A 12,916-nucleotide genomic window follows, 5' to 3' on the forward strand; every position below is an offset into this window, starting at 1 on the left:
TTGTCAGTTTCCGCTCACAATTCCGCGAAGTTTTTCAACAGGCCTACGCCAAAATGGTGGCTTTTCTCTGGATGGAACTGCACACCATATACGTTTTCTGCCTGTACAGCGCAGCTGAATTCCAAGCCATAGGAAGACATGGCTGCCCGATGCTGCTCTTGCTCACATTCGAAGAAGTACGAATGGAGGAAATAAAAGCGTGCCTCCTCCTCGAAACCTTTGAACAAGGCGTTGTCATTGAGTGCCGCTACGTCATTCCAGCCCATGTGAGGTAATGGAAGGTCGGTCAGGTCAGGCACCGACTTGAACGAGCGCACCCGTCCCGGCACCCAGCCCAAACCCGGCAGACGGCCCTCGTCGCTGCTGTTGGCAAGAATCTGCATGCCGACGCAGATACCGAGCACCGGTACCTTGTGCTTTTGTACAAGTTCATCCAGCGTCGGTCGCATACCGGACGCATCCAGGCGCTCTATCGCGTGGTCGAAAGCACCCACCCCAGGCAAGATCAGCTTTGTCGCGCCGTCCAACTGCGCTGCGTTCTGTGCGACTGCCACGGGGATATGCAAGCGTCGATAAACGTTTACGAAGGCCTGGATATTGCCGAGACCATAGTCAATGATGGTGATCATCTGAACAGCCTTCTCTCCAGTCCGATGGCACTGAGCACCCGAGCGCCGATACCAATCAAGAAACGCTTATTTTTGTAGTCATGATAGGTCTTGTTCTCACCCTCGAAAATGCCTTGAAGCTCGGGCACGGTCAAGTCCAACTTGTGAGCGACATACTCAAATTCCGACTTGAGGAAATTTTCGTCCAGTTCAGGCTTGGCGATGCGCTCCAGCGCTGCTTCACGTGTCATCTGCCCGGTCATGATCAGGCTGGAGAAATGCGCGCGGCGCTTCTCGTAACCGAACTTGCGCGGCATCCAGTAGTCTTCGTAGAAGCGAGTGAAACGGGATTCATGGTGCTTGTGCTGAAATCGCTTCCAGCCGAACAGGCGCTCCAGCGTCGCTTCTGCTTCATGCTTGACATAGGGAACGTGGTTCAACGGCCGGACAACTTGCATACCCAGAACATATCTGTAGTAAATCTTGTACGACAGCACATCTACCAGCGGGAACGACTTGAGCTTGCGCGTGCCGAACTTGCCGTGAATATCGTTGATCAGGGTTGTGTCGATACCAGGGTATGCACCCCACTCTTCTGGCTCACGGCAGCACTCCGTCGAGTAGTTACCCCCGGTTAGCACATACTTTATCTTGTTTGCCTTAGCGAACTTGTAAAGACCAGAGAAAAAAGCGGTATCCTGCGGTATATCCTGATCCGGCACCTGCGCCTTGAGGAACGCCACTTGCAGGCTTTTCATCTCTTCCCAATTGATTACATCGGTAAAGAGTTCGAGGCCAAGGCCATCCACCAGACGTTCAATGTTGCCGACAGCCTGGTCAGTGTTCCAACCAGCATCGACATGGAACAGCAGAGGGCGTAGGCCCATTTTTTCCTTAGCAACGTAAGCAAGGTAGGAGCTGTCTAGGCCACCGCTCAGTCCGATGATGCAATCATAATCTCGGCCCTTGCCATCAGCCTTGATCTTTTCAGCGACCTTCATCAACTCGGCCTCTCCCGCCGAGCCAGTGTCCCAATTAGGCTTGATGTTAGTGTTGAAGTTATTGCAATATTCGCACACACCCTGAGCATCAAACGCAATATTTGGGTCCGAAGTATCCATAATGCAAGATGCGCAAATTTTATAACTCGGGTTTTTAATAATCATTTGTGATCTCTTGCCTTTGCCTGGCCAATAACTTCCGCATACTGTGTCGCCTGCGAGCGCCGCGACAACCCCTGAGCAAACTCCGAAACCGAGTTAGGTTTACGCTCATAAAATGCGGGCTCACAAAATCTCTCGAAGAAAATCTCCGAGCGAACACCAATCACATTTTCATCGCCCGCACGCTTCAGGAAAGATCCCGCCAACGTTTCGGTTGAAATATCACCAAGCACCGGCCGGCCCGCACCCAAGTATTCAAAGAGCTTGGTAGTCAAAATACCTTGAGCACTCAACGTCTGAGTTGAAGACGTCTCTGCAAAAAGTAAATAATCCGCTTCGACAATCAAACGCAGCGAGTCAAGATAAGGAACTGCTGAGTAATAGGAGAATGCCGAAGCGATGGCAGGATACTGCCGAGAGACGGCATCCTTGATCAAATCTGCGCCTCCATAATATTCAATGCGAAAGCGCCCGAACATTTCTGGCGAAACCTGCTTAAGTTTAACCAAAGCCTGCATGATGTTATGTGGAACTCGGCCTGGTGAAACGATACCCATATAGCGAAGCACAACAACACCAGCAGTTGACGCTCCCGCTTGAAGCCTGGCAGCATCGAGGACCTCGTGATCATAGCCATTCATGATCGTTGCCACGTTTGGCGACATAGTCCGGTAATAAGAACTCATCGGCTCAGAAATAGTAACCAATTGATTGGCATTTCCAACCAGCCACCTGTCGATCTTAAGCTCTAACCATTTAGCGAATGCCCCCCCTGGCATTTCATGACATTCGCTAAAGTGATCACGATAATCCAGGATACAAGGAACTTTAAATCGCTTTTTGCAAATAACCGCGGCGAGCAGCATCGGCCACGGGGGAGCAGATCCGATTACTACATCCGCCTTACTCAGAGCGTTCTTGACATCCACATTCACCCATGGACTCGCGAAAGAAATCGCAAATGGAAGCCGAGGATCAGGTACTTGGCCGAAGAGATTCAAGACAACGTCTTTTATTCGTCGCTTCAACGAAGGACGCTCTGTATACATCGGCTCGAAAACGCCCGACGACTCCTGAGATTTTTGTAAGCGGCCGAAGGCATCAAGCTCTATAACACGAACGCCTTTCGGGTAGACTTCTGTAAAGCGACCATCAGCGGCACTTTTACTAGTCGTAATAACCGTGATATCGTGACCGTCAGCAGCAAGATACTTCGAGATCGCCTCAACGCGTTTCGCACCAGAGCTATTCACCGGCGGAAAATAATGAACCAAAAAAACAATATTCATTCTACATGCACCTTTTGCACACTTGGCGAATCGAACTGATCGCCAGCGATAGCTCTATTCCCTACACCCAAATTGACCCGAATCAACAAAGCATGTAACAACATATACACAAAGCCGTTACTTATAAGCATACCTATCAGCGACGCGGAAAACAAGGTAAACGCGAAAACGGGCCAAAGCGACTTAAACGCTATGTCTTTCGATAGTCTAAACCACCTGAACACCTGCCCGATCACCATGCTGAAAAGTATCACCCCCAGCCAACCAAAATTAACAAACGCATCCGTTATGAATACCGCATTAGCATTGGCAATCTCATTCCAACTACCAAACTGGTGTTGAAACACGTAGCGCTCGATATTGATTCGCTCAGCGCCAGTGAGAAGAGATAAAAGAAGGCTGGTCGCCCCCATCAGGTACTCGCCATTGAAAATTTCTGTGTGCACCTGCAACGTATCTGTCGCCGTGAATAGCGGTACCGCGAACGCACGCCAGATAAAATAATCCCCTCCACCGATGGGTAAATAGGTGGCTGAAAAATATTCTGCCAACGGTGTACTCTCTGCAAAGCCGGCGCCGCCATCCCCACCACCCAGCGATATGAAGACTGCGGCCAACAACAACAGAACGGCTAGAGTCATGCACAAAACCAACGCCTTAAACGACAGCCTGCCGGATAAAGCAAAGCAGACCATAACGGGCATGAATACATTTAAAAAAAGAGACTTCTGCAGAAAGCTGATGCAGAAGACAAACGCAACCAAGAGAAACGGATACCTGAGTGCTGACCGCTTCAGAAACATCAGTACCAAGCTATATGGAATCAGCACAGTTGTAAAAATAGTACTCAAATACAGCAAGGCAGCCTCAAAACCACTACGCCCTTTGAAAAAGTCTCCTCGCTGCTGACTGAGATCATCAGCACTCGCCCCCTGAATTGCACTTAGCAACGGTATGGAAGGGGCAGTGTAAAACGTATAAAATGCAAATATGAAGAAGAAACCCCATACAATAAAGTTAAATAAGTCACTCGACAGAATAATTCTCGGCGCACCTGAAACAAATTGACCATCCAGCACAGGAAGCATGTAACCTGAAAAAAGTCCAAGTATAGACACAGCAGTAAGAAGCGAAAGCTTCAGAAAGTACTCGCTGGCTCCTCCACATGAATACAAATAAAATGGCAATATGCCGTAGGTAAAGCCCACGGCACACACGAACAGGAAGAACCCGAATCGTGGGGAGAATAATTTAGTACCCAAACCTCTATACAATTGACTCACCCTTGCACGTTAAGTATGACAGCAACCTGAATCAAGCCAACTGTTTCAACACCTGAACTATGTTGCTCGCAGCCTGACCATTTCCATACAAGTCTTCACCAAAATCATGCTCGAAATTTGATCGAAGCGTTGCAGCGATTTTTTCTGCGGAAGCACCTACAAGGACGTTTACCCCTTTCTCTGTGAGCTCCACCCATTCAGTCTCGTCGCGCAATGTGACGCAGAATTTACCATGGAAATACGCTTCTTTTTGTACTCCACCGGAATCGGTTGCAATCATCTTGCACCTGGATTCTAGCCAATTCATTTCAAGGTAGCCCAGCGGATCTACGACATGAATATTTTCTGAAAAAGCAATATCCAAATCTTTTATTTTTTTACGCGTTCTCGGATGGAGAGGCAGAATGATTGGCAACCGTGATTCCCGAAGGCCTTTTACAATACTTTTCAGACGCACTTCCGAATCTGTGTTTTCAGCACGATGGATTGTACAAAGAATGAAATCATACTCTGCAAGATTGAGCGCCTCAAACCAATTGGGCTTTTCAGCTTTGCTCTTGTAGAATGCCGTCGCGTCACACATCACATCCCCTACTACGTGAATCTTTTCCGCTCCAATACCTTCTCGCTCGAGATTGCGTTTAGCAACTACAGTAGGTGCAAAGAGCGCGCTAGAGACGTGATCAGTCAAAACCCGATTGATCTCCTCAGGCATCGCTCGATTGAACGAGCGCAAGCCAGCTTCGACATGCGCAATAGGTATGTGCAACTTAGCTGCGGCAATCGAACCGGCAAGGGTACTATCAGTATCCCCATAGACTAGAACCCAATCCGGCTGCTCTTTTAGCATTAGAGCCTCAAGACCCTCAATCATTTTTCCGGTGTTCTGTCCATGGGTTCCCCCGCCCAGGCCCAAATTGTAATCCGGCTTCGGAATACTCAACTCATCGAAAAATACATCCGACATATTATTGTCATAATGTTGTCCCGTATGAACCAGAATCTCTTTAACCGGGAAGTCTGCCTCGGCAAGCGCTCTCGATACCACTGCAGCCTTGATGAATTGCGGTCTTGCACCTACGACGGTGAATACTTTCATTTCTCTACAACCCCCAGAACTCAATCCGTGTTTAATCTTTCAGAACCCGCAATGTCACAACAACATTGATTGCATACATGACAAACATCAGCACACTAAACGCCAACATACTCATGGCGAAACTCGCGCCTGAAACGGCGGTTATCACCAAGCCAGAACTGGGCACGATGAGTCTTGCAAAATCCCATTTCAGTTGAACATCTTGCCGCTGAATCACATTCAACGTCTGGCTTAACGGCGACACCACGAACTGCCCAAGAAACATTGGGACCAGCAGGATCATGATCCCTGATGCCTCAGACCACTCTGCGCCAAAAATCATGTCAACTGTCAAATAGAGGACCACGGCCGCAAGAATGACCACCGGCAACCCTGCAATCGTCAGATTTCTTAAGGAACGTTTATAGAAGTTAGCGGCATCCGGCCTGGAAGCCTCAACAACCCTTGGTATTTCAGATAAGTAGACATTCGCAATTGCTGTACCCAAAAACGCCATAGGCACGCCCATTGCCCGTTGCGCGAGCGCAAAAAGTCCCGCCTCATGCATACCGAATGTATAGATGATGACAAATGGGGAGACATTTAGCGCAGCAGCATTCAGCATGGCTGCAGGCGCAGCCAAGAGTGGGAAATTTTTATACTTCTTCACAAGCGCTACCAGCCTGAGCCTGCTGGGAGCCCTACGCCCTTCAAAGGCCCTGCTGATAATACGCAAACCCGCAGCGGCCTGGCTAACAACATAACCAATAACTAATGCAAAGCCGCCCAGCGAGGCCAAGCCAGCTGCCACTTGCAGAATAGACTGAACCACACTTCGCTGAATATTAGCACTGGTCAGCCCTTTAAAGTCCTTATTTCTGATAGCAATGTACGTCGCAATCTGAAATGCCCCACCAAATAGCAAGCCCGGGGGAGCTAACCAGTAATAATCCTGAAATGAATCGGGCACCAGCAGCCATAACCCTACCAGCAGGACTATTGATATCACGGCCAACACGCCGAGAATATAAAAAGATAGAACTGCCACCTCAAAGGCCTGTCTTTCCACCTTGACTTGAGGAATAGCCAACTCAAATTTTAGCGATGCAAGCGATATCATTATCGTGAGGGCCGACGTAAACGCCGCGAGCACCCCAAAGCTTTCCGGACTAAATAACCGCGTTAGGAGCGGAGTGACAGCAACAATCAGCCCTTGAGACACAAAGGCCCCGCCCGCCACCAAAACCACGGCGCGAACAAAGCCAGTGTTGAACTTCGAATAAATTCGAGTCAGCATTTCTCTAGCGCTGCAGCAACAAGGTTGATCTCTTGTTCCGTGAGATACGGATGCATGGGCAGGCTTAGCACCTGACCAGCGACTTCGTCACCTACATTCAAAAAGACGCTTTCATCCGCCACTGCCGGCTGTTTATTCAGAGGAATAGGGTAGTGAACCACACTCGGAATTCCTTCAGCCTTGAGGGTCTCCTGCACCGAAGGGCGATCAGCAACCCTTACTGTATATTGAGCATACACACTAGTTGAATGCTCCTCTATGTAAGGCAGGCTTAGCAAACCCAAGCCACTCAATTTCTCCTCGTATAGATCAGCCACTTGTTGACGAAGCGAAATTTCCTCATCGAAGATAGTGAGTTTTTGCAAGATAATCGCAGCCTGGAGCGTATCCAAACGGCTATTCATCCCCACGCGGACGTGGTGATATCGACGATCCTGCCCGTGCCGCGCAATTTGCCGCAAAGCTAATGCAATATCATCATCATTGGTGAACATAGCACCGCCGTCACCATAGCAACCCAGCGGCTTGCTCGGAAAGAAACTCGTGCAAGCTACGGTACTGAGACTGCAGGAGCGCCTGCCTTTGTAAACGGCACCGAAACTCTGCGCTGCGTCTTCGATAACGGGGATCTTGTGCTTGCTTGCAATTGCGTTAATCTTGTCAAAATCTGCACATTGGCCGTACAAGGAGACTGGAATAATTGCTTTGGTTTTTTCCGTGATCCGTGCCTCCAGCAGGTCTGCATCCATGTTGTAGGTCTTAGGATCGACATCAACGTACACAGCTTTGGCACCGAGCACTGCAGCGGCCTCGGCGGTGGCAATGTAACTGAATCCGGGCGTTATAACCTCATCGCCAGCTTTGACACCTAAGGCCATGAGAGCAATTTGAAGAGCATCAGTTCCGTTGGCACACGTAATACAGTGCTTGACACCAACGAAAGACGCCAGTTTCTCTTCAAGCTCTGACACTTCAGGGCCTAAGATGTACTGGCCATGGCTTAGAACTCGCTGAATAGCCTCATCAAGGTTATCTTTGATGCGTGATTGCTGCTTCTTCAGGTCAATGAATTCGATCATTTAACAGCTTCCATTTTGCAGATAACGTTGCCTTGCAACATATAGGTGACACCGCTGTGCTCACACATGACCGATGCCTCACCGCTTAACGGCAAAGCTAGCTGCTCTCCATACTCACTCATCCAACCGATCTGACGAGCCGGGACACCAACCATAAGAGCATAGTCAGGCACATCACGGTTTATCACGGCACCCGCTCCGATGAAAGCGAACGCACCAATAGTGACCCCGCAAACAACCGTGCAGTTTGCCCCCAAGGTCGCCCCCCGCTTCACCAGGGTGTCGCGATACTGATCTTTACGTTCGATCAAGGAGCGCGGATTATAAACGTTGGTAAAAACCATGCTGGGGCCGCAAAATACGCCCTCTTCAAGCGTAACATTGTCATAGACCGAAACATTGTTTTGAACTTTACAATGGTCGCCGATAACTACCTTGTTGCCGACAAAGACATTTTGTCCCAAGGAAACGCCTGCTCCAATGCGCGCACCCCCGCAGACATGCACAAAGTGCCATACACGCGACCCTGCACCAATCTGGGCGCCTTCATCGACGATCGCACTGGGATGTTGATAGTGGTTCATTGTTTAAGACTCACCTCAGATTGGGATTGCTCGAACAAGCTCTGTAATTTCGCGCCAGCAAAATGCCCGTAGCGACGCGAGCCGACCTCATTCAAGTGTTGATTATCCAAGTAAATCAGATCGCCCTGCTCGTAAGGGGCATCTGCAAAAAAAGTCGAACTGGAGAAGTCTATGTAATGCACAGACTTATGACTTGCAGCTAATGCCTCGACTTGGCGATTGGCAATACGCCAGTCATCGCCTAACGTAAGAGAAGCAGGTAATCCGATTTCCTGAAATCGCCTGACGCGCTGAACATTAGAATTGAACATCGGCACTTGACCCATGACAACAACTTGCTTGCCAGATCGCTCGACATTATCTAAAAATGACCTTAGCGCCGTTACGAATGGTACACTCTGCATCTGGTATTCCCACATGGCAGCGATTATGAGTTTATCTGTATGCGGCAGCGCCTCTTCCACAGCATCAATCTGTGCCTTGCAAGCTTCTCGAGCCCATTCAGGCAAGCGCTCAATATCAAAGCCTGGAATAGGCACGCAGCTACTCGCTGTCAACACGCGATAAGCTATACCTAGCTCATTGCCAGCTTGATCGAAAAAGTAATTTAGCTGGGCTGCATGACTATCCCCAATTACCAAGATGGAAGTCCGAACTTTTTTAGCACCTCGCTTGCAGTCCCCCACTTGATGCCCATGGCAAATCAATTCAGCGTCCGCATAGCGCTTCTGCTCTACGGGCAAAGGGCTATCCAATAGACGATTGCCATGGCGCGCCAGCAGGATGAATAGAAGCATCAAGCCTGCTACGGCAGCCCATTTAGCAAATGGTTTACCGATGTTCGACTTCCTACGCCCCGGCACTTCGACGAAGTGATACGACAACCAAGCCAACGCCAAAGATGCTATCAAAGCCAATACCACCCATCCCGAACCAAGTTCATACTGCCCCGTGTAATAGCGGATAAATGCTAGAACTGGCCAATGCCAGAGGTAGAGCGAGTAGGAGATGCCACCCAGCCAAACCAGGCCACGTGTCGAGAGTAAATCGTTGATAGGCCCACGGCGCGCGACTATTATCGCGGCCGTTCCGACGCAAGGCACTATCGACAAAAAACCCGGAAAGCTTTCTTTGTCAATGAATAGAAAACCAAAAATAAGCAGTACTGCGCCCAACACACCGAGAAGCGTTGATAATAGTGAGGATATTACCGCGCGGCGCATACCGATCGCTACAATTGCGCCAACCATGAACTCAGGTACACGCGCAATCAAAGAAAAGTAGAGCTTATCCTGTTGACCCAATGAAACCTGGACACCCGACCACGCAAACAAAACCAGTGCAATCAATGACAATACCGGTAGATGACAGGACCGTGGCAAGCACAATATCAACAATGGAAAGAATACATAAAACTGCATTTCAACGGCCAGCGACCATGTGTGCAGCAAAGGCAACTCTTCGGCCTTGGGAGCAAAATAGCTACCAAACTCAGCAAAATAATGATTACTAATGAAAAGCGCAGCCGATTTAAGGCTTCGATAGAAAAAACTGAAATCAGGCTGAAGGAAAAGAAAGGCTGAAAGCAGGCAGACAATGGTAAACATGACCGCATAGGCCGGTACAATCCGTTTGACGCGACCGACATAGAACGCCAACAGATCAACTTTGCGGCCAGGCTCAGTCAACAACGTCGTAATAATAAATCCGGATATGACGAAAAATACATCAACCCCAATAAACCCAGCTTTTAGCCACTCCCCGTTCACGTGATAGAGAATGACAGCCAAGACTGCGACCGCGCGCAACCCCTGGACATCCAAACGGATGCCCCCAACTGGTTTTGGCGAACCCGATACGGCAGAGGGGGATGGATTAATGGTAACCACGCTAGCCAAGACCTTGTGAATATGTGTAATTACATGCTGAGCCGGGTGGCCTAAGGCCACCCTAAATATTACGCTCTATCAGCGAAAAAGCCCAAGGACAAAAGGATGCGCCTCGTTGTCTTTTGCCTGCGAAATAACAGAACTCCTGATGGTATTCACAGTTTCAACACAGTGGCGCGCGTCTTCAATGCCATATCCACGACCAGCGAGTATTTCTTCGTAGCTGGTAGTATGCAAATCCGTAAAGCCTTCAGAGAACTCCATCTCCTCACCGTCAACGGTGATCGAGCGATAAGTTGGCTTTTTGCCTTTAACAGATTCCGGCAAGTCATTGGCATCAACTGACAAGAACCAGCGCACTCGCGCCTTCTCATACTCCAAGTAGCCTGCAGCCTTATGGTCCGATGTAAAGTGAACAACGTTACGCTGTAGCCTACCAAAAATGAAATGCAGCATATCATAGAAATGTACGCCAATATTCGTCGCTACGCCGAACGATTTGCGTGGATCTCCCTTCCAACTTTTCAGGTACCAGTTACCACGAGAAGTAATATAGGTAAGATCAACTTCATACTTGTGTGCTCGCTCTTCTCTCGCAACTTTCTCCTTCAGCTTGATAATCGCTTGATGATGCCGAAGTTGAAGAATATTGAAAAGCCGCTTACCGGTTTCCTGCTCGATGAGAGAGAGTTCATCAAGCATGTCCGGGGTTGGAACAAGCGGCTTTTCACAGATAACATCGCACCCCAAACGTAATCCGGCAGCTATATGTGGATAGTGCAGATAGTTGGGCGAGCAAATAGCGACATAATTCAATGTATTTGCCGGATCTCGCTTCAACGAGTAAGCATGATCCAGGAAAAACTCGAATTCCGTGAAAAACTCACTTTGAGGGGAAATACTGTCGATGATGCCTACGGAATCATTCACATCATAGGCAGAGACAAGACGGTTACCGGTATCCTTGATGGCTCGCATGTGTCGCGGGGCAATGTAACCAGCGGCGCCGATCAGAGCAAAGTTTTTCATGCGTCTACCTTCCAAAACAACGAAAAAACCGCCCGGCTATTACCCCAGGCGGAACACAGTAAAACTTCCGATCACGCTTTAATCACATTGGCCGTGACATCGCGGTATTTTCCTCGACTATCAACAATCAGTTGAGCCTTGGCCTGGATCAACTCATAGTCAAATTTGTCGTGATCGGTTGCCAACACCACAGCGTCAAAGCTGGCCAGGTTTTCCGCAGTTAGTGCTTCACTGCTCAGCTCAAAATGGTGCTCACGCATCTTAGGGAAGACCGGTACGTGTGGATCGCTGTAAGCAACAACCCCCCCCTTGGCCTCGATGAGTTCCATGATTTCAACAGAAGGTGACTCGCGCATGTCGTCGACGTTTTTCTTGTACGCGATGCCAAGTACTAGCACGCGACTGCCCTTCAACGCCTTGCCACTATCATTCAAGCCATCCATGAGCTTACCCAAAACATACGCGGGCATCGCTTGGTTCACTTCACCTGAAAGCTCAATGAAACGGGTATGCAAACCATATTCTCGAGCTTTCCAAGTAAGATAGAATGGGTCGATGGGAATACAATGACCACCCAGGCCGGGGCCGGGATAATACGGAGTGAAACCGAATGGCTTGGTAGCCGCTGCATCAACAACTTCGAAAATATCGATTCCCATACGATCGGCAACGATCTTCATCTCGTTTACCAAGCCGATGTTCACTGCGCGATGGATATTTTCCAGCAGTTTTGTCATCTCGGCAGCTTTGGTCGAGGTGACAGGTACTACCCTATCAATTGCTTGTTCATACAGCGCGATACCTACCTCAAGACACTCGCGAGTATGGCCACCGATGACTTTTGGAATGGTGCGGGTTTCAAAGTTAGGGTTACCCGGGTCCTCACGCTCAGGTGAATAAACCAGATAAATGTTCTCACCGACCACCAAACCACCCTCCTGCACACGTGGCAGCAACTCCTCTTCAGTGGTACCTGGATAGGTTGTACTTTCTAACGAGACCACTTGACCGGCGCGTAAATAAGGCTTGAGTGCATCGATAGTATTGATCACGAAACTCATATCTGGTTCGCGATATTTGTTCAACGGCGTTGGCACGCAAAGGATCAGCGCATCGCAATCACTGGCACGCTTAAAGTCAGCGGTCGCTTCAAAACCGGTTTGGCGTGCCTTGCCAATACTAGATCCTGGTATATGCTCAATATAACTCTCGCCACGATTGAGCTTTTCTACCTTGCTGTGATCAATATCAATGCCCAGTACGTTAAAACCAATCGTGTTATAACGAAGCATTAGCGGCAAGCCGACATAACCGAGACCGACAATACCAATCAATGCCTGTCGGCTTTTAAACTTTTCAACTACCGTATTCTTGTCTGTCATGCTTTGCAACTCACCTTGAATTTAGCCGCCCGTCGCCTTTTTTGCATAACGGGTCAAAGAACCTATAGCGATTCATTCGTCTGTCGAGTGAATCCATCCACCAGCAGCAGGCACTCGCCGCCCCTCCGCAAAGCACCCAGCCGACACGCCCGATGGCTGCCAAAAATGAAAGGCGCCACAATCATAGGCTGTTCAGCTGCCGCATTCCATCGGTGTTTTCCTCTGGAACCGACAA

11 protein-coding genes are annotated in these 12,916 nt (G+C 49.1%); all 11 read right to left on the reverse strand.

The window, feature by feature from the left end; all coding sequences use genetic code 11:
- Positions 1 to 14: 14 nt before the first annotated feature.
- The 11 genes from hisH to wbpA all read right to left on the reverse strand — a co-directional run bounded on the left by hisH (position 15) and on the right by wbpA (position 12,681).
- Positions 15 to 629 (reverse strand): imidazole glycerol phosphate synthase subunit HisH, encoded by a 615-nt coding sequence (gene hisH / locus L6D64_RS14180; protein ID WP_176507363.1) that lies wholly within the window; start codon positions 627 to 629, stop codon positions 15 to 17.
- Positions 626 to 1,774 (reverse strand): N-acetyl sugar amidotransferase, encoded by a 1,149-nt coding sequence (locus tag L6D64_RS14185; protein ID WP_236192475.1) that lies wholly within the window; start codon positions 1,772 to 1,774, stop codon positions 626 to 628. Before L6D64_RS14185 ends, hisH begins: the two co-directional genes overlap by 4 nt.
- Positions 1,771 to 3,060, reverse strand: coding sequence for a glycosyltransferase (locus tag L6D64_RS14190; RefSeq protein ID WP_176507364.1), 1,290 nt, complete (start codon positions 3,058 to 3,060; stop codon positions 1,771 to 1,773). The genes L6D64_RS14185 and L6D64_RS14190 overlap by 4 nt, the downstream gene beginning before the upstream one ends.
- Complete coding sequence (locus tag L6D64_RS14195; RefSeq protein WP_176507365.1) at positions 3,057 to 4,268, reverse strand: hypothetical protein; 1,212 nt, start codon at positions 4,266 to 4,268, stop codon at positions 3,057 to 3,059. The genes L6D64_RS14190 and L6D64_RS14195 overlap by 4 nt, the downstream gene beginning before the upstream one ends.
- Positions 4,269 to 4,374: 106 nt before the next feature.
- Positions 4,375 to 5,442 carry a non-hydrolyzing UDP-N-acetylglucosamine 2-epimerase gene (gene wecB, locus L6D64_RS14200; protein ID WP_176507366.1) on the reverse strand — a complete coding sequence of 356 codons (1,068 nt, stop codon included), beginning with the start codon at positions 5,440 to 5,442 and terminating at the stop codon, positions 4,375 to 4,377.
- Positions 5,443 to 5,473: 31 nt separating this feature from the next.
- Positions 5,474 to 6,718, reverse strand: a complete 1,245-nt coding sequence (locus L6D64_RS14205; RefSeq protein WP_176507367.1) for an oligosaccharide flippase family protein — start codon at positions 6,716 to 6,718, stop codon at positions 5,474 to 5,476.
- Complete coding sequence (locus tag L6D64_RS14210) at positions 6,712 to 7,797, reverse strand: DegT/DnrJ/EryC1/StrS family aminotransferase (RefSeq protein ID WP_176507368.1); 1,086 nt, start codon at positions 7,795 to 7,797, stop codon at positions 6,712 to 6,714. Before L6D64_RS14210 ends, L6D64_RS14205 begins: the two co-directional genes overlap by 7 nt.
- Entirely contained in the window at positions 7,794 to 8,381 is a 588-nt protein-coding gene (gene wbpD / locus L6D64_RS14215; protein WP_176507369.1) for a UDP-2-acetamido-3-amino-2,3-dideoxy-D-glucuronate N-acetyltransferase, read from the reverse strand. The genes L6D64_RS14210 and wbpD overlap by 4 nt, the downstream gene beginning before the upstream one ends.
- Positions 8,378 to 10,270: an acyltransferase family protein gene (locus L6D64_RS14220; protein ID WP_236192476.1), complete on the reverse strand. Its 1,893-nt coding sequence runs from the start codon at positions 10,268 to 10,270 to the stop codon at positions 8,378 to 8,380. Before L6D64_RS14220 ends, wbpD begins: the two co-directional genes overlap by 4 nt.
- 78 nt (positions 10,271 to 10,348) lie before the next feature.
- Complete coding sequence (gene wbpB / locus L6D64_RS14225) at positions 10,349 to 11,299, reverse strand: UDP-N-acetyl-2-amino-2-deoxy-D-glucuronate oxidase (protein WP_176507370.1); 951 nt, start codon at positions 11,297 to 11,299, stop codon at positions 10,349 to 10,351.
- A 71-nt stretch (positions 11,300 to 11,370) separates the two neighbouring features.
- Positions 11,371 to 12,681, reverse strand: coding sequence for a UDP-N-acetyl-D-glucosamine 6-dehydrogenase (wbpA, locus tag L6D64_RS14230; RefSeq protein ID WP_176507371.1), 1,311 nt, complete (start codon positions 12,679 to 12,681; stop codon positions 11,371 to 11,373).
- Positions 12,682 to 12,916: the final 235 nt, after the last annotated feature.

Origin of the sequence: Pseudomonas urethralis (genome assembly GCF_021602465.1) — a bacterium.
GTDB lineage: Bacteria > Pseudomonadota > Gammaproteobacteria > Pseudomonadales > Pseudomonadaceae > Aquipseudomonas > Aquipseudomonas vlassakiae.

Coding starts and splice junctions, on each gene's coding strand:
- hisH (WP_176507363.1), bottom strand. CDS start 629: ATGATCACCATCATTGACTATGGTCTCGGCAATATCCAGGCCTTCGTA.
- wecB (WP_176507366.1), bottom strand. CDS start 5,442: ATGAAAGTATTCACCGTCGTAGGTGCAAGACCGCAATTCATCAAGGCT.
- wbpB (WP_176507370.1), bottom strand. CDS start 11,299: ATGAAAAACTTTGCTCTGATCGGCGCCGCTGGTTACATTGCCCCGCGA.
- L6D64_RS14205 (WP_176507367.1), bottom strand. CDS start 6,718: ATGCTGACTCGAATTTATTCGAAGTTCAACACTGGCTTTGTTCGCGCC.
- L6D64_RS14210 (WP_176507368.1), bottom strand. CDS start 7,797: ATGATCGAATTCATTGACCTGAAGAAGCAGCAATCACGCATCAAAGAT.
- wbpD (WP_176507369.1), bottom strand. CDS start 8,381: ATGAACCACTATCAACATCCCAGTGCGATCGTCGATGAAGGCGCCCAG.
- L6D64_RS14190 (WP_176507364.1), bottom strand. CDS start 3,060: ATGAATATTGTTTTTTTGGTTCATTATTTTCCGCCGGTGAATAGCTCT.
- L6D64_RS14185 (WP_236192475.1), bottom strand. CDS start 1,774: ATGATTATTAAAAACCCGAGTTATAAAATTTGCGCATCTTGCATTATG.
- wbpA (WP_176507371.1), bottom strand. CDS start 12,681: ATGACAGACAAGAATACGGTAGTTGAAAAGTTTAAAAGCCGACAGGCA.